Source organism: Nonomuraea sp. NPDC049129, from assembly GCF_040648495.1.
Taxonomy (GTDB): Bacteria; Actinomycetota; Actinomycetes; order Streptosporangiales; family Streptosporangiaceae; genus Nonomuraea.
In genome coordinates this window covers 97,900-115,078 of the sequence record NZ_JBEZDU010000032.1, presented here as the reverse complement: position 1 = coordinate 115,078, position 17,179 = coordinate 97,900, and the positions used below count along the sequence as shown (strand labels likewise).

General features: G+C 71.6%; 14 protein-coding genes. 9 read left to right on the top strand and 5 right to left on the bottom strand.

What is annotated here, in order from left to right; genetic code table 11:
• Positions 1 to 45 precede the first annotated feature (45 nt).
• From AB0B64_RS52765 to AB0B64_RS52755, 3 genes are read right to left on the bottom strand one after another with little or no spacing between them, the layout of a single operon-like run.
• Complete coding sequence (locus AB0B64_RS52765; RefSeq protein WP_358199988.1) at positions 46 to 1,221, bottom strand: M20 family metallopeptidase; 1,176 nt, start codon at positions 1,219 to 1,221, stop codon at positions 46 to 48.
• A gap of 44 nt (positions 1,222 to 1,265) precedes the next feature.
• Positions 1,266 to 2,684: an aldehyde dehydrogenase family protein gene (locus tag AB0B64_RS52760; protein WP_358199980.1), complete on the bottom strand. Its 1,419-nt coding sequence runs from the start codon at positions 2,682 to 2,684 to the stop codon at positions 1,266 to 1,268.
• 36 nt (positions 2,685 to 2,720) lie between these two features.
• Positions 2,721 to 4,283 carry a GMC family oxidoreductase N-terminal domain-containing protein gene (locus AB0B64_RS52755; protein ID WP_358199972.1) on the bottom strand — a complete coding sequence of 521 codons (1,563 nt, stop codon included), beginning with the start codon at positions 4,281 to 4,283 and terminating at the stop codon, positions 2,721 to 2,723.
• A gap of 132 nt (positions 4,284 to 4,415) precedes the next feature.
• On the opposite strand from AB0B64_RS52755, the gene AB0B64_RS52750 reads away from it, so the two are divergent.
• Positions 4,416 to 4,892 (top strand): hypothetical protein, encoded by a 477-nt coding sequence (locus AB0B64_RS52750; RefSeq protein WP_357952086.1) that lies wholly within the window; start codon positions 4,416 to 4,418, stop codon positions 4,890 to 4,892.
• On the opposite strand, the gene AB0B64_RS52745 is transcribed toward AB0B64_RS52750, so the two are convergent.
• Positions 4,889 to 5,398, bottom strand: a complete 510-nt coding sequence (locus AB0B64_RS52745) for an Lrp/AsnC family transcriptional regulator (RefSeq protein WP_358199960.1) — start codon at positions 5,396 to 5,398, stop codon at positions 4,889 to 4,891. The two genes, AB0B64_RS52750 and AB0B64_RS52745, sit on opposite strands and share 4 nt — an antisense overlap.
• Positions 5,399 to 5,518: 120 nt before the next feature.
• Between AB0B64_RS52745 and pdhA the strand changes: the two genes are divergently transcribed.
• The 8 genes from pdhA (at position 5,519) to AB0B64_RS52705 (ending at position 16,806) form a co-directional block, all read left to right on the top strand.
• The gene (gene pdhA / locus AB0B64_RS52740; RefSeq protein WP_357952088.1) at positions 5,519 to 6,625 is read left to right on the top strand and encodes a pyruvate dehydrogenase (acetyl-transferring) E1 component subunit alpha; all 1,107 of its coding nucleotides are present in this window, start codon (positions 5,519 to 5,521) and stop codon (positions 6,623 to 6,625) included.
• Position 6,626: 1 nt separating this feature from the next.
• Entirely contained in the window at positions 6,627 to 7,643 is a 1,017-nt protein-coding gene (locus tag AB0B64_RS52735; protein WP_358199947.1) for an alpha-ketoacid dehydrogenase subunit beta, read from the top strand.
• Positions 7,640 to 9,268 (top strand): 2-oxo acid dehydrogenase subunit E2, encoded by a 1,629-nt coding sequence (locus AB0B64_RS52730; RefSeq protein ID WP_358199932.1) that lies wholly within the window; start codon positions 7,640 to 7,642, stop codon positions 9,266 to 9,268. Before AB0B64_RS52735 ends, AB0B64_RS52730 begins: the two co-directional genes overlap by 4 nt.
• A gap of 50 nt (positions 9,269 to 9,318) precedes the next feature.
• A complete protein-coding gene (gene hisC, locus AB0B64_RS52725; RefSeq protein WP_358199924.1) occupies positions 9,319 to 10,374 on the top strand; it encodes a histidinol-phosphate transaminase in 1,056 nt (351 codons plus the stop codon).
• 189 nt (positions 10,375 to 10,563) lie between these two features.
• The gene (locus AB0B64_RS52720) at positions 10,564 to 11,382 is read left to right on the top strand and encodes an SDR family oxidoreductase (RefSeq protein WP_358199915.1); all 819 of its coding nucleotides are present in this window, start codon (positions 10,564 to 10,566) and stop codon (positions 11,380 to 11,382) included.
• Positions 11,383 to 11,514: 132 nt separating this feature from the next.
• Positions 11,515 to 12,546: a LacI family DNA-binding transcriptional regulator gene (locus AB0B64_RS52715; RefSeq protein WP_358199903.1), complete on the top strand. Its 1,032-nt coding sequence runs from the start codon at positions 11,515 to 11,517 to the stop codon at positions 12,544 to 12,546.
• A gap of 496 nt (positions 12,547 to 13,042) precedes the next feature.
• Positions 13,043 to 14,755, top strand: a complete 1,713-nt coding sequence (locus tag AB0B64_RS52710; RefSeq protein ID WP_358199891.1) for an IS200/IS605 family accessory protein TnpB-related protein — start codon at positions 13,043 to 13,045, stop codon at positions 14,753 to 14,755.
• Positions 14,686 to 16,806, top strand: a complete 2,121-nt coding sequence (locus tag AB0B64_RS52705; RefSeq protein WP_358199880.1) for a beta-galactosidase — start codon at positions 14,686 to 14,688, stop codon at positions 16,804 to 16,806. Before AB0B64_RS52710 ends, AB0B64_RS52705 begins: the two co-directional genes overlap by 70 nt.
• A gap of 48 nt (positions 16,807 to 16,854) precedes the next feature.
• On the opposite strand, the gene AB0B64_RS52700 is transcribed toward AB0B64_RS52705, so the two are convergent.
• The gene (locus AB0B64_RS52700; protein ID WP_225291077.1) at positions 16,855 to 17,163 is read right to left on the bottom strand and encodes a MiAMP1 family antimicrobial peptide; all 309 of its coding nucleotides are present in this window, start codon (positions 17,161 to 17,163) and stop codon (positions 16,855 to 16,857) included.
• Positions 17,164 to 17,179 lie beyond the last annotated feature (16 nt).

Below are 17,179 nucleotides of genomic sequence, written 5' to 3'. Positions count from 1 at the left end.
CACCAGTGAGGTGACCGGGGCGAACGCGGGCTGCCGGACCGGGGCTCAGCCGTGGGAGGCCCGCTGAGCGGATGCGGCGTGGGCGAGGTCGATGGCGGTCCACGCCATCGCGGTGGCGCCGTCCAGGACCGCTCTGTCGGCGGCCGGAGTGGCGCAGGCCGCGGTGAACTCGGGCTGATGGTTGACCGCGGGCAGGCAGTCCAGCCCCAGCATGGGATGGATGCTGGGAACGACATGGGAGACGTTACCCATGTCCGTGGCCGCGCCGGCCGGAGCACCGCCGGGCAGGTCCGGGAAGACGCGCCCCAGCGCCTCGGCGTTGGCCCGGTACAGCCGGAGCATCCCCGCATCGGGCCGCAGGTCGGCGTAGTCGGGGCCCAGGGGAGTGACCGTCAGCTCGCACCCGGTGGCCACCGCTCCCGCCTCGAAGCACCGCCGCACGCGTGGCTTGAGCTCGGCCAGGGCCTCCAGCGTGGAGGCTCGGACGATCCACCGCCCGTGGCTGGCGTCGGGGATCACGTTCGGCGCGGTGCCGGCCTGGGTGACGATGCCGTGGACGCGGTCACCGGCGCCCGTCTGCTGGCGCAGCAGCCCGATCGCCACCTGCGCGACGGTCATCGCGTCGGCGGCGTTGACGCCCAGCTCCGGGTACGCGCCCGCATGGGCGGGCTTCCCCCGGTAGGAGGCCTCGAACTGGGCGACGGCCGAGCCGGGCATCGCCGCCATCTCGACCGCGGCGGGATGGACCATCATCGCCGCGTCGAGCCCCGCGAACGCGCCGCGCTCCAGCATGAGGATCTTGCCGCCGCCGCCTTCTTCGGCCGGAGTGCCGAGGACGGTCACCGTCAGTCCGAGATCGTCGGCCAGTCCGGCCAGTCCGACTGCGGCGCCCACTGCCGCGGCGGCGATGATGTTGTGCCCGCAGGCGTGCCCGATCTCGGGCAGGGCATCGTATTCGGCGCAGATCCCGATGTGCAGCGGACCCGTTCCCACGCTCGCCCGTACGGCGGTGGGCAGGTCGTAGCAGCCGTGCTGGACGTCGAAACCGGCGGCGCTCAGCGCGTCCGCCACCCACGCGCTGGCCCGCGTCTCCTCGAAGGCCGGCTCGGGGTGGGAGTGGATGCGATGGGACAGCTCGACCAGGCGGCTGCTCCAGGCGCCGACGGCGTTGGCGGCATGCCGCTTGGCGCCGCCCGCCGCCCCACCTTTCACCCCAGCCACGTCCCCGGCGCCCATTCCCGCTGAGTCCACTCCCCTTGGGTCCGTCACGCGGACGGGGCGGTGTGGATCGAGACAGGGCGGGTGGCCGCGTCATAGGCGGCCCGGGACCCGGTCGCCCCCATGCCGCTGTCACCCGCCGGCTCGTACAGCCGCTCGGGCCCGCCCCCCTGCCACTGGTTGACCCACACGACCCCGGCCGGGATGTCGCGAGCCGCGGCCATGTGCGCCGGGTCGTTGGTGTACACGGTGGCGGCGAGGCCGAAACGGGTGCCGGCCGCCTTCTCCAGCCCCTCCTCGAAGGAGGAGACGACCTCGACCGGGGCGAGCGGGCCGAAGGTCTCCTCGGTCATGACCAGCATGGAGTCGTCCACGCCGGTGAGCACGGTGGCGGGGTAGAAGAAGCCCTTGCCCTCGGGCACGGTCCCGCCCGTGCGGACGGTGGCGCCGCGGTCGACCGCGTCGGTGACGTGCCGGTCCACGATGTCGCGCTGACGCCGGTCGACCAGCGGGCCCAGCACCGTGCTCTCGTCGCGCCCGTCTCCCAGGGCGTAACCGTTGGCGACCTCGACGAGGGCGTCGACGAACGCCTCGGCGATGTCCTGGTGCACGTAGACGCGTTCCATGGACGTACAGATCTGGCCGGAGTTGGCGAACGCGCCGAACGCGACCGCCGCGGCGGTCGCGGCCGGGTCGACGCCCGCGTCCACTACCACGGGGTCCTTGCCGCCGAGTTCGAGGATCGCCCGGTGCAGCAGGCCCCCGCTCTCCGCGCCGACCCGGCGTCCGGCCTCGACCGAGCCGGTGAAGTGGACGAGCCCGATCCGTTCGTCCGCGACCAGCGGCGCACCGGCCCGGGAGTCGCCGAGAACCAGGTTCACCACGCCGGCCGGCAGATCCATCAGTTCCAGCAGCCGTACCGCCGACATGGGGGAGCGTTCGGACGGCTTGAGCACGACGGTGTTGCCCGCCGCCAGCAGCGGGCCGAGCGCCCCCAGCGCCATGGGCACCGGGAAGTTCCACGGCACGATGACCGCCGTGGCGCCGAGCGGCTTACGCAGGATCGTGGTGGCGCTCCCGCCCGGACCGGCGACGGCCTCCTCGAACGGGTAGTCCAGGGCCTCGGCCACCGCCGCCTTGAATCCTTGCGCCGCGCCCCCGATGAAGGTACGGCCGAGCGCGACGGGCTTGCCCATCTCCCGGCATTCGAGCTCCGCCAGCTCCTCGGCGTGCTCGGCGATCGTGTCCGCCCACCGGGACAGGCGCTCCACGCGCTCGGCGACCGGCAGGGCCGCCCAGGCCGGCTGCGCCTGGACGGCCGCGTCGACGGCCAGGCGGACGTCCTCCGGCGAGCCGCCGGGGGAGCGGCCGACGACCTCTTCGGTCGCCGGATCGATCACGTCGTGGAACGCGTCACCACGGGAGTCCTCCCACATGCCGCCGATCAGGTTCTGCAGGGTCTTCACGAAATGGTGCTCCTTGCGAAGTAAATGGGGGCGGACTCAGCCGAGACGGTCGGCCATGAGCTCGCCGACCATGATCGCTGCCAGGTTGGTGTTGGCCCGCGGGACCGAGGGGAAGATCGAGGCGTCGACCACGCGCAGCCCGTCGACCCCGAGCACGCGGCACGACGGATCGACCACCGTGGCGGCGTCACCGGGTGCGCCCATCCGGCAGGTGCTGGTGCCATGCTGGGCGTCCACCGCGGTGGCCAGGAGGTGGTCGTCGAGTTCGGCGTCGTTGTCCAGCACCGCGAACAGGCGGCTGTTGCGGGCCTCGACCGAGCCGTCGAGGATCGGGGCGACCTCGGGCCCGCGCGCCATCTCGACCAGGGCGCGGACCCCCTGGCGCAGCCGCTCCAGATCGCGGGCGTCCGACAGCATCCGCTCCCGCACCTCGGGCTGGGCTTCGGGGTCGGCGGAGGTCAGCGACAGTACGCCGCGCGAATGGTTCTGGTTCAGCCACACGCCGAAGCCGCCCGCCGGGAACCGGGTGTCGGCGGCCTCCATCGACAGGACGTTCTGGTTCAGCGAGACGAACATCATGTCGTGCGGCAGACCCCCGGGGCCGCTGGTGTAGCGGACGCAGACATTGGTGTGGCGGTCGTCGGCCGTCTTGATGGCGGCCTCCGAGGTCAGCGGCAGCTCGACGACGATCATCGGATGGTCCTGCATGCCGAGGCCGACCGGCAGGTCCCGGCGTACCGTGATCCCCAGCCGGCGCAGGTCGGCGGCCGGGCCGACCCCCGACCGCAGCAGGATCGCGGGGGAGTGGATGACGCCCGCGCTGAGCACGATCTCGTCCGCGTACTCGGTCGTCGCCGTCCCGTCCACGATCACCCGGACGCCGGTGGCGCGGTCGCCGTCGAACACGACCTGGTCCACCAGGGCTCCGCCGCGTACGGTGAGGCCGGGCAGGGACCGGCCCGGTTCGAGGTAGCCGTCGTTGACCGTGACCCTGCGCCCGGCGCGGGAGTTGATCGGGTAAGGCGAGACCCCGCTCGCTCCGGGCGCGTTCACGTCCGGCGCCCACGGGTGTCCGGCGGCCAGCGCGGCGGCCGACAGGGCGGAGTCCACCGCTCCCCACCGCTCCCGAGGCATCCGGAAGATCGGTGTCGGCCCGCCGCGCCCGTGGTACGGCTCGTCCCCGAACTCCGCGTCGTCCTCCAGCTTCGCGAAGTAGGGCAGCACGTCTTGCCATGACCACCCGGCGCACCCCGCCGCGGCCCAGTCGTCGAAGTCCTCCACCGGCGGGCGGATCGCGATCTGCCCGTTGATCGACGAGCTGCCGCCCACCCCACGCCCGCGCCAGTACGGCGCCTGCGCCTGCTTGTCGGTCCGGGAGGAATTGACGCCCATCCAGACCAGGCCCTCGGTGGCGCTGGGATCCAGCAGCGCCCGGACGGGGTTCGGCGACCGCCACGCCTCGTGCATCTGCGCCGACCGGTAGTCGGGCCCGGCCTCCAGCAGCAGGACGCGCTTGCCCCGCTCGGCGGAGCGGACGGCGAGTGCCGCGCCGGCGGAACCGGCTCCCACGACGATGATGTCCCAGCCCGTGCCTGTCACGGCGAACCTCCTGCATTCAGGCAGCGCGGCTCCAGACATGCCCGAACCGCTGTTAGCCGGTAGACTGCCCTCCAGCGGAAAGTTCAGTCAATAGTGAAAGTTCATTTTTTTCTGAGCGATTGGAGTCCGGTGGTGTCCAGCCCCGTCGGCGACGATGCGGTGAATCCCCTGATCGACGACTTCGGGCTGCACATCGGCCGGGCGATGGGCTGGCCGCCGATGGCCGGACGGGCCGCGGGCGTCCTCATGCTCAGGGAGGCGCCCATGACGATGACGGAGCTGCAGGAGGCCCTGGACGCGAGCAAGGGCTCGGTGTCGGAGACGACGCGCCTGCTGATGGTCAGCGGAACCGTGCGGCGCTTCAAGCAGCCGGGTTCCCGGCAGTACGTCTACGAATGGCGCGACGACGCCTGGAGTGGCTGCCTGCAGCACCAGCTGGAGCAGACGACCGAGTTGCTGACCCTGGCCGAGAGCGCGCGCCGCCGCGCCGCCGACCTGCCCGAGCGGCAGGGGGCGCGCCTGCGGGAGATGCACGAGTACTACACCTTCATGGTGCGCAGCCTCGACGCGCTCCTGGAGGAGTACAAGGCGTCCCGGGAAACACGCTAGCTCTCCCGTGCCCCCCAGTCCGTGCCCCGCCCACGGGCCTCGTCGAACACCAGCCAGGTGCGGGTGGCCCGGACGCCGGGGACGTCCTGGATGCGTTCCAGCACCACCTGCCTGAGCGCCGCGTTGTCCGGCGTCCTGACCAGGGCCAGGACGTCGTAGTCGCCGCCGACCATCGCGAAGTGCTCGACGTACGGGATGCTCCGGAGCCTGGCCGACACCGTACGCCAGGAGTTCTGCTCGATGGTGACCGAGACGTACGCGCTGGTGCCCAGACCGGCCTTGTGCGGGGCGAGTTCGGCCGTGAAGCCGGTGATCACCCCGTCGTCCATCAGCCGCGTGAGGCGGGCGTAGGCGTTGGCGCGGGAGATGTGGACGCGCTCGGCGAGCGTCCGCATCGACATCCGGCCGTCGCGCAGCAGCTCGGCGATGATCGCGCGGTCCACCCCGTCCAATTTGCTGGCCGAATGTCCCGGCCAGCCCCCCTCAACGCCCTCGTCCGCTGACATTTGGCCCTCCCCGCGTCCCCATTGAACCCATTTGTCGCTCATCATGCCTGATGTCTTGAACAGATGGTTCTGGAGGTCGACGCTTTCCTTGTCAAACGTCCAGAGAAAGAGAGCGTCGCGATGTCCGTGCGGACGCGCCGTCAAGCGGTCGACGGCCTTCTCCCCTCACCCGAGCCGGTGCGCTTCATCGCCGAGGACGGTACGGCCGTGCGAGCGCCCGCCGGTTACCCGGCGCCCGCCGATGAGCAGTTGCTGGAGGCGTACCGCCGGATGGTCCTGGGCCGCCGCTTCGACCGTCAGGCCACCGCGCTGACCAAGCAGGGCCGGCTCGCCGTCTACCCGTCCAGCCGCGGGCAGGAGGCCTGCCAGATCGCCGGCGTGCTCGCGCTGCGCGAGGACGACTGGCTGTTCCCCACCTACCGGGACTGCGTGGCCCTGGTCTCCCGCGGCATGGATCCCGTCGAGGTGCTCACCCTGCTGCGGGGCGGCTGGCACTGCGGGTACGACCCCGCCGCCACGCGGGTCGCGCCGCAGTGCACGCCGCTGGCCACCCAGACCATCCACGCGGTCGGCATGGCCGAGGCCCTGCGCCGCAAGGGCGAGGACGGCGTCGTCATGGCCTTCATCGGTGACGGCGGTACCAGCGAGGGCGACTTCCACGAGGCGCTCAACTACGCCGCGGTCCTCCACGCCCCCGTCGTGTTCTTCGTGCAGAACAACAAGTACGCGATCTCGGTGCCCCTGGCCAGGCAGACCGCGGCTCCCGCGCTCGCGTACAAGGGGATCGGCTATGGCATCCCGTCCGAGCAGGTGGACGGCAACGACCTCGTCGCGGTGCTGTCCGTCCTGACCGAGGCCGTGCGGCGGGCGCGGACCGGCGGCGGCCCCTTCCTGGTCGAGGCGCACACCTACCGCATGGACGCCCACACCAACGCCGACGACGCCACCCGGTACCGGCAGACGGAAGAAGTCGAGCGGTGGGAGTCGGCCGACCCCCTCGCCCGCCTGGAGACCTATCTGCGCGGCCGGGGCCTCCTGGACGCCGAGGCCGTCGCCGCCGCGCACGCGGCCGCCGAGGAGTACGCCGCCCGCCTGCGCGACGAGATGAACGCCGACCCGGAGACGAACCCGTTCGAGCTGTTCGACCACGTCTTCGCTGAGCCCACACCCCAGCTGCGCGAGCAGCGGGCGCTGCTGGCGTCCGAGCTGACCGCCCCGGAGGACTGACATGACCACGATGACGATGGCGCAGGCGCTGAACACCGCGCTGCGGGACGCGCTGCGCGAAGACGAGCGGGTTCTCGTCTTCGGCGAGGACGTGGGTCCGCTGGGCGGCGTCTTCCGCGTCACCGACGGGCTGACCAAGGAGTTCGGCGAGGATCGGTGCTTCGACACCCCGCTGGCCGAAGCGGGGATCGTGGGCCTGGCCGTGGGCATGGCCATGGGTGGGTTCCGCCCGGCGGTCGAGATGCAGTTCGACGCCTTCGCCTACCCGGCCTTCGAGCAGATCGCCTCACACGTGGCCAAACTCCGCAACCGCACGCGCGGGCGGCTGTCGTTGCCGATGGTGATCCGGATTCCGTACGCGGGCGGCATCGGCGGTGTCGAGCACCACTGCGACTCCAGCGAGGCCTACTACGCGCACACTCCGGGGCTGAAGGTCGTGACCCCCGCGACCCCGGACGACGCGTACTGGCTGCTGCGCGACGCCATCGCCGACCCCGACCCGGTGATCTTCATGGAGCCCAAGCGCCTGTACTGGTCCAAAGGCGACATCACGCCCGCCGACCGGCGGGCCGGGGGGTTCGGGCAGGCGGTGGTACGGCGCGAGGGACGCGACGCGACGCTGGTCGCCTACGGGCCGAGCGTCCCCGTGGCCCTCCAGGCCGCCGAAGCCGCTGCCCAGGACGGCATCTCCCTGGAGGTGGTGGACCTGCGGACGATCGTCCCGTTCGACGACGAGACCGTCGTGGCCTCGGTACGCAAGACCGGCCGCTGCGTGGTGGTCCAGGAGGCCCAGGGGTTCGCCGGGGTGGGCGCGGAGATCGCGGCCCGCGTACAGGAGCGCTGCTTCCACTCCCTGGCCGCCCCCGTGCTGCGTGTCTCGGGATTCGACATCCCGTACCCGCCGCCCATCCTCGAGCACGCGCATCTGCCCGACGTCGACCGGATCCTCGACACGGTCGACCGGCTCCAGTTCGGCGACGAGCCCGATCTCCTGCACCTGGCTCGGGAGGCGTCATGACGACCACTGCCGCGCGGCAGGTGTTCCGGCTGCCCGACCTCGGCGAGGGCCTGACGGAAGCCGAGATCGTCGTATGGAAGGTCGCCGTCGGCGACAGGGTCGAGATCGACGAGATCGTGGTGGAGGTCGAGACCGCCAAGGCGGCCGTGGAGGTGCCGGTCCCCTTCGCCGGGACCGTCCTGCGGCTCCACGCGCAGGCGGGCACCGTCCTGACGGTCGGCGAACCACTCATCGAGGTCGGCCCCGCGGCCGCCGACAAGGACACGGCCACCGTCGACCAGGACACGGATCCCGCGGCGGCCCGCTACCGCGAGGAGGAGCAGGCCGGCTCCGGCAACGTCCTGATCGGGTACGGCACCGGCCGCACGTCCGGCACGCGGCGGCGCCGGGGCGGCTCCCGGCGCACCGACCGCAGGACCCCCGAAACGGCACCGGAAGCGTCCGCCGATCCTCTTGCCGCCGGACCGGAGCGTGCGGCTCGACCGGAGCGTGCGGCTCGACCCGAGCGTGCGGCTCAACCCGAGCGTGCGGGCGAGCCGGAGCTTGTGGCCGAACTCGAGCTTGCGCCGGAGCGCGCGCCGCAGCACGCACCGGGACAGGCGCCGCGCGTGGTCTCGCCGCTCGTCCGCCGGGTCGCCCGTGAGCACGGACTGGATCTCGCCGCCATCACCCCCACCGGACCCCGGGGCGTGATCCTGCGTCGCGACGTCGAGCAGGCCATCGCCGACCTCGGCAAGGCACCCGGGGACTCCGCGGCATCGCCCGCGCCCCCGCTCTCCGCGACGGGAACGGCGTCCGCGTCTGCGCTGCCTGCGACGGGAACGGCGTCCGCGTCTGCGCTCCCTGCGACCGGAACGGCGCCCGCGTCTCCGGGCGGCGCGACAGGAGCGGTGCCGCCCGCGTCTGCGCTCGGCTCCGCCGGGACGGCGTTGACGGCGGAGCGCATCCCCCTGCGCGGCCTGCGGCGGGTGGTGGCCGACAAGCTGGCCCGCAGCCGCAGCGAGATCCCCGACGCCACCACCTGGGTGGACGTCGACGCTACCGGCCTGCTCGCGGTGAAGGACGCGCTGCGCCAGGACCGCCCGGAGCTCGGCATCGGCCTGCTCGCGCTCCTAGCCCGCATCTGCGTGGCCGGCCTGCGACGCTTCCCCGAGCTGAACTCCTCGGTCGACACCGCCCGCGCCGAGATCGTCCGGCACGGTCACATCAACCTCGGCTTCGCCGCGCAGACCGATCGCGGTCTCGTCGTGCCGGTGGTCCGGGACGCGCACCTGATGACGACCGCGGAACTCGCCGCGGAGCTGACCCGCCTCACCGGCCTGGCCCGCTCGGGCGGACTGCCTCCCACGGCGCTGACCGGGGGTACGTTCACGCTCAACAACTACGGGGTCTTCGGCGTGGACGGATCCACCCCGATCATCAACCATCCCGAGGCCGCGCTCCTCGGCGTCGGCCGCATCATCGACCGCCCCTGGGTGACCGGCGACGCGGTCGTACCCCGCAAGGTCACCCAGCTGTCACTGACCTTCGACCACCGCGTCTGCGACGGCGGCGCCGCCGGCGGCTTCCTGCGCTACGTGGCCGACTGCGTGGAGAACCCCGCGATCCTGCTCGCCCACGTGTAGCGACCGGCACAGATGTGTAGCGACCGGCCCCGAAAGGAAGTGAGACCCACGTGGTCCATGTACGCCCGTCCCTGATCGGACTCCAGTCCTACGTGCCGGGACGCAAGGTCCCCGGAGCCGTCGTCCTGGCCAGCAACGAATGTCCGTACGGTCTGCTGCCCAGCGTCGCCGCCCGGCTCGCCCGGCTGGCCGGCGGCCTGTCCCGTTACCCGGACATGGGCGCCGGCCGCCTGCTCCAGGCGCTCGCCGACCACCACGGCGTGACCACCGACCGCGTCGCCGTGGGAGCGGGCTCCTCCGAAGTCTGCGGGCAACTGCTGCACACGGTGTCGGCGCCGGGCAGTGAGGTCGTCTTCGGCTGGCGGTCGTTCGAGGCGTACCCCATCCTGACCGCGGTGGCGGGCGGAACGGCCGTACCGGTGCCGCTGCGCGGCCACGTCCAGGACCTTGAGGCCATGGCGGCGGCCATCACCGACCGGACCCGGCTGGTCTTCGTCTGCAACCCCAACAACCCGACCTCGACGCCCGTCGGCGAGAGCGCCCTGCGCGCCTTCGTCGACCGGGTGCCCGTGCACGTGCTGATCGTCGTCGACGAGGCCTACCACGAATATGCCGATCCGTCCGTCGTACCGGACGCGCTCGCGCTCTTCGGCGACCGGCCGAACGTCGTCGTCCTCAGAACCTTCTCCAAGGCGTACGCGCTGGCGGGGCTGCGGATCGGTTATTGCGTCGGGGCGCCCGAGATCATCGCGCAAGTACGCAAGACGCAGACGCCGTTCAGCGTCAGCGCGCTCGCCCAAGAGGCGGCGGTCGCCGCGCTCCAGGAGCACGAGGAGGTCGCCAGGCGGGTCGCCCACACGGTCGAGCAGCGCGAGCGCGTCACTCGTGAGCTCCGGGCCCTCGGCTATGACCTGCCCGCCTCCCAGGCGAACTTCGTGTGGCTGCCGCTCGGCCAGGACAGCACGGCCTTCGCCGACCACTGCCTCTCCAACGGGGTCATCGTCCGCGCCTTCTCCGGAGAAGGCGTCCGCGTCACCATGGGACTGCCGGAGGAGAACTCGGCCTTCCTCACCCTGGCCGAGACCTGGAGACCGGCCTTCACCTAGCCCATCCAGCTGATTGACAAGGTTGGGCGCGTCGCAGAACAGCCGGTCGGCCGGCACCACCGGCTCGAGCGGCTGATCCATCGCGCCCTGAGGCTCGCAGTTTGCTTCGAGGCTCGAAGCTGTTACTTTGTTCCTTGCTTTGAGGTTCGAAGTAAATGGCGACACCGAGCACGAGGAAGCGATACGCCCATGTACAGGTACGCAGGCATCACCGCGCTCGTCACCGGCGCCTCGAAGGGTCTCGGCGTGGCGTACGCCCGTGAACTCGCCCGACGAGGGGCCGATCTCGTACTCGTAGCCCGTTCTGGCGACGCGCTGCGCCGGGTCGCCGACGAGATCCAGCAGGAGCACGGGGTCGACGTAACGGCCGAAGTGGCCGATCTCGCCGATCCCGACGGGGTGGCACGTCTGACCGCGGAACTCGACCGACAGGGCCGCACCATCGATCTTCTGGTCAACAACGCGGGCGCGGGCGCCATCGGCCCGTTTCTGAGCTCCTCGCTGCGGCGCAACGTCGACTCCGTCGAACTGAACGCCATCGCCCTGATGAGCCTGACCCACGTGCTCGGCAACCGCATGGCGGAGAGGGGGCGCGGCGGCATCATCAACGTGGCCTCCACGGCCGCCTTCCAGCCGATGCCGTACCAGGCCAGTTACGCGGCGACGAAAGCGTTCGTGCTGTCGTTCACCGAGGCGCTGGCCGAGGAGCTGCGCGGCACCGGGGTGCGGGTCATGGCGGCCCACCCCGGAGCCACCGCCACGGCATTCTTCGACGCCACCTCCGCCACCATGAATCCGGCGTTCACCGACGCGCCGGAGGATGTCGCGGTCAAGACCCTCGACGCCTTCGCCAAGGGCGCCGTCAACTCCTACCCCGGGCGGGCGATCAACAGACCGGCGACCTGGCTCTCCCGCGCGTTGCCCCGCACCACGGTCACGAGGTTGACCGGGCGCGTGAACCGGGCCACGGGGTTGCACCGCGCCCAGGACCTCGACGTCTCGCCGTGATCGCGTGCCCTTGAAGACAGCGCCACATGCTGAGCGCTGAAGTGGCAACGTTCCGGTAACAAGCCGTTGACGTGGGAGTGGAGTTACCGGAGACTCCTGACTACGTAGTCAACGGCTCCCGGAGCGTGACCCATGCGCGATACAGGTCGCGGCCCCCGCCGCCCGGCCGGCAGCATGGACGTCGCGCGGCTGGCCGGAGTGTCGCAGAAGACCGTCTCCCGGGTGATCAACGGCGAACCCAACGTCCGCGAGCACCTGCGCGAGCGCGTGCTGCAGGCCGCGCGAGAGCTCGGCTACCGCCCCAACACGGCCGCGCGGGCGCTCATCAAGGGCAGATTCCACCGCATCGGGGTCGTCTCGCTCGGCAGCACCCTGTACGGCCCCGCCGCGACGCTGGTCGCGCTGGAGCGAGCGGCCCGCAGGACCGGTTACTCACTCAGCATCGTGTGCACCCTCGAAGGCGAGCCGGGCGGCATCAGCGCCGCCATCGACTCGCTGATCAGCCAGGGCGTGGACGGCATCGTGCTGTCGGAGCCCATAGACGAGGGACAGGACCTGGCCCTGGACCCGGACGTGCCGGTCCTGAGCTTCAACCAGCTGAGCCCGCCGTACGCCGACAACGGCGTGTTCATCAGCGGTGGCGGCGTCGCCGCCGGACGCGCGGCCACCGAGCACCTGCTGTCCCTGGGCCATGCCACCGTCTGGCATGTCGCGGGGCCGCAGCGCTGGTGGGCCGCGCGTGACCGGCTGGCCGGCTGGCGCGAAGCGCTGGCCGCGGCCGGCGTGCCCGAGCCGCCGGTCCTGGAGGGCGACTGGTATCCCGCGTCGGGCTACGCCGCCGGCGTCGAGCTGGTCGCGGCCGGCGATGTGACCGCCGTGTTCGTCGCCAACGACGACATGGCGATAGGCGTCATGCGGGCGTTCAGCGAGGCCGGGCTGCGCGTGCCGGAGGACGTCAGCCTCGTCGGCTTCGACGACTCGCCGCACGCCGCCTACCTGGTCCCGCCCCTGACCACCATCCACAGCGACTTCGAGGGCGCCGCGGTCCGCGGCCTTCAGCTGCTGGTGGAGCGGATCGAGGGGGCCACGGGCCCGGCGGTGCTGGAGGAACCACCGGCCGAACTCATCCCGCGCGGCTCGACCGCGCCCCCGGAATCGAGGTGACCGGCTGACACCCTGACCCCTTCACAGCGTGCGCGCTCTGCGACGGCGCGCCGCTGACATGACCGAAGCCGGGGCGACCGTTTCGCCGACCCCCCGGCTTCGGCCTGCTCGGAGCTCGGACCTGCGACGTCCGGCTCCTTGTGCTCAACACACGAGAAATGAGTCTAGCAATGATCATCAACAAGCGGTGGCTCCCCGTACTGGCCGGGCTGAGCCTGGCCCTGAGCGCCTGCGCCGGTTGTGTGGACGAGGTGCGCTTGTGGTGTGGGTGTTGGGTGGCGGATGTGTCGCTCACATGTTCGACTCAGCGGTAAACTTCTGGTAGCCTAACGGTCACTGTAAGCGAAGGTCTGCAGTGGGTCGCGGGTGATCCTGGTGTGTCGGTGAGGTGATGGCGTGGAGGTGCCGATCGCGTGGTGCGCCCGCCGCTGCGGCTGCCATTGTGGTCGCTGGCCGATGGGTTTGCCGGCCCGTATGGCGATGGGGGCGACCGGTCATGGCTGAGCGGTTGCGGCCGATCGCTGCGTCGTTCGTGGCTGCCGGGCCGTGCGGGGTGGCTGTCCGTGACCGGCTCAAGGGTTTGACGGCGCGCGATGAGCTGGTGTTGCGCCGGGTGGGGGCGTATCTGGGTGTGCTGGCGTCGCGGGATTTGGCTGTGCGTTGTCGTGCTGGGCTGGAGCATTCGGCTCAGGCGTGGGCGGAGCGTAAGCGGGAGTTGACGCCGCTGTCGTCGTCACGGTGGGCGGGGGCGATCACCAAGGCCAGCCATGATCAGTGGGCGCTGGCCCGCCGCTGCCATCTGGCCCACATCCGCACGCTTGAGTCGGGTATCGCGGTGATCGCGCATCGGCTGTCTCAGCCGATCGGCGCGAAGGGTTCGAAGAAGGCGCCGGGTGGTTACCGCAGCAGGCGGGAGTGGCATGCCAAAACCCGCCGCCTGCACGTGCTGACCGACCGGCTGCAACGCGAGCGGGCCGACTACGAGGCCGGGCGGGTGCACATCGTGCGGGGCGGCAAGCGACTGCTCAACAGCCGTCACCACCTGGCCGCCGCTCAGCTCACCGAGGCCGAATGGCGCGAGCGGTGGCAGGCCGAGCGGTGGTTCCTGCAAGCCGATGGAGAGTCGGGCAAACGCTACGGCAACGAAACCATCCGCCTCACCCCCGACGGCCAGGTCAGCATCAAACTCCCGGCCCCGCTGGCTCACCTGGCCAACGTCGGGCACGGCCGCTACGTGCTCGCCGCGCGGGTGCGCTTCGCGCACCGCAGACAGGAATGGGCCGACCGCATCGACGCCGACCGGGCCGTCGCCTACCGCATCCACCTGGAGGTGGCGCGTGGCCGCTGGTATCTGACCGCCTCCTGGCAGCATCAGCCGACCCCGATCATCCCACTCCAGGCAGCGCTGGCCGGCGGGGTGATCGGGGTGGACACCAACGCCGATCACCTGGCCGCCTGGCGGCTGGACGTGCACGGCAACCCGATCGGCAACCCGCGCCGCTTCGGCTACGACCTGTCCGGCGGCGCAGGTCACCGCGACGCCCAGGTCCGGCACGCCCTGACGCGCCTGCTGCACTGGGCCCGGGGGTGCCAGGTGATGGCGATCGCCATCGAAGACCTGGACTTCGCGCAGGAGGCGACCCGCGAGAAGCACGGCCGCAACAAGCGGTTTCGGCGGCTCATCTCCGGCATGCCCACCGGCAAGCTGAAAGCCCGACTCACCAGCATGGCCCAGACGGCCGGGATCAGCGTCGTCGCGGTGGATCCCGCTTACACCTCCCGGTGGGGGGCCCAGCACTGGCAGAACCCTCTGACCAGCCGGACACGCCGGACCAGCCGCCACGACGCCGCCGCCGTGGCGATCGCACGACGCGCCCAGCAGCACCCGATCCGGCGGCGGACGCCACCGCCCCCGCACGACCAGAGCGATCGTGCGGGGCATCGGAGCGTCCAGGCCGAACCGTGTGCCGCCGGGTGTGAGGAAACCCGCCACCGCACACCGGACCACGCACACGATGCGCCGGGCCCGGATACGGCCAGAACGCGGGCAACCAGCACGCCCAACACCGTTCGGGGCACGCCAGTGCAACTCACGTTCACTGTTCAGGAACGGTCAAGCAATGACCCGGATGGGAGAACGTGTTGCTACCCGAGCAGGTGCTCTTCGGCGCCGCCTATTACCACGAGTACCAGCCGTACGAGCGGTTGAAGACCGACCTCGACCTGATGGCCGGGGCGGGCTTCTCGGTCATCCGCGTGGGCGAGTCCGTCTGGTCCACCTGGGAGCCGGAGAACGGCCGGTTCGAGCTGGACTGGCTGCGGCCGGTACTCGACGGCGCGCACGAGCGCGGCATCCACGTCGTACTGGGCACCCCGACGTACGCCGTGCCCCCGTGGCTGGCCCGCCAGTACCCCGAGATCGCCGGGGAGCGGCGGAGCGGCGAGCGCATCCCGTGGGGGGCCAGGCAGGAGGTCGACTTCACCCACCCCGCCTTCCGCTTCCACGCCGAGCGGGTGATCCGGGAGATCGTCGCCCGCTACGCCGATCACCCGGCGGTCATCGGCTTCCAGGTGGACAACGAACCGGGCCTGGAACTGCTCCACAACCACGGCCTCTTCCAGCGCTTCGTGGACCATCTGCGCCGCCTCTACGGCGACGTCGAGACGCTGAACCGTGAATGGGGCCTGGTCTACTGGTCGCACCGCCTGTCCACCTGGGCAGACCTGTGGACTCCCGACGGCAACCTCCAGGCCCAGTACGACCTGGCCTGGCGCCGCTTCCAGGCCGACCAGACCGCCGAGTTCATCGACTGGCAGGCCGGCATCGTGCGGGAGTACTCGCGGCCCGGGCAGTTCGTCACCACCTGCATCTCCTACAACCGGCCCGCCCTGGCCGACGACCGGCTGACCCGCCACCTGGACGTCACCGCCGGTAACCCGTACTACGCGATGCAGGACGGCCTGGCCCTGCCCGACACCGGCGCCGGCCCGCAGGGCTGGACGACCAGCGGGACCTGGGCGCTCTACCACAGTGCCGACCGGATGTACTCCTCCCGCCAGGAGCCCTTCCTCGTCACCGAGACCAACGCGCAGGCGATCGGCGCCCCCTGGATGAACCGCCCCGCCTACGACGGGCAGTGGCGCCAGGCGGCTTACGCCCTGGTGTCGCGCGGGGCCGGCATGATCGAGTACTGGCACTGGCACACGCTGCACTTCGGCGCCGAGACGTACTGGGGTGGCATCCTGCCGCACAGCGGCCGGCCGGGGCGCGTCTACCAGGAGATCGCGCGCATCGGAGCCGAGCTCAGGACCGCCGGGGACCTGATCGCGGGGCTCACGCCGGACGCCGACATCACGATGCTCTACTCCGCGCCGAGCAAGTGGGCGCTGGAGTTCTACCCGCCGCTCGCCGACGGCCAGAGCGGGCCGGACCGGCGCTCGTACGAGGGCATCTTCGACCCGTTCTACCGAGGCGCCTTCGACGCGGGCCTCCAGGTGCGGATCATGCACACCGGGCAGCTCACCGAGCAGGAGGCGGCGGACGCCGCCGGCCGGCATCCCGTCCTGGTCGTCCCCGCGCTCTACATCGCCGACGACGCCACGCTCGACTGGCTCGCCGCCTACGCCGCCGCCGGAGGGCACCTGGTGCTCGGACCGCGCACCGGCTACGGCGACCTGGAGGCGCGGGCCCGTACGGACGTCATGCCGGGCCGCCTCGCGGAGCCCGCCGGCATCTCGTACGAGGAGTTCGCCAACCTGGACGCCGACCTTCCGGTCCACGCGCCCGAGGGCTCGCCGCTGGCGCTTCCGCCCGGCGCGGCGGCCACGCGCTGGGCGGACGGGGTGCGGGTGGATGGCGAGCGCTGGGCGGGCGAGGTGCGGGTGGAGACGGCGCGGGTGCTCGCCCGCTACGAGCACCCGCACTACGGCCGGTGGCCCGCCGTCACCAGCCGCGCGCACGGCGAGGGGCGGATCACCTACGTGGGGACCGTGCCGGACACCGTCCTGGCCCGCGCCCTGTTCGACTGGATTGTCCCGGCCGAGTCGTCGGGCTGGCGGTTCGGGGCCGCGAGCGTGACGTCCACGGGCGCCACCTCCCGGGACGGGCGGAAGGTCCGCTTCGTGCACAACTGGTCGTGGGATCCGGTCGCGGTCCGGCTGCCTGTGGCGGTGCGGGACGTACTCGATGGGAGTGACCACGAGGCCGGCGGGGAGCTGACGCTCGGACCCTGGGACGTGCGGATCCTCGTGGAGCGCTGACGCCACGGGGGGCGCCCGCCGAGCGGACGCCCCCCGTGGTCGCTCAGCTCAGCACACGATGAAGATGCTCTGCCAGCCGACCGGCGTCCGCTGCTCCGCGTTGCGGTTGGAGGGCAGCTCGAAATGCATCACGCCCTGCGCGTTGGGCTGGTTGTACATGCGCCCGGACTGGCCGTCGCCGTACCACTTGTAGGACCCGTGGAAGGGGATGTTGGACACCCCGCACGCGTCGAGGACGACGGACCTGCCGGTGAAGCCCCGGCCTTCGTAGGCGATGTACTGCGAGGCGTAGGCGGCACTGGCGGTGAGGGCGATGATTCCGGCGGTCAGGGCGGGTACGAGGAGGATTCTCTTCACACTGCTCCTTGGTGCA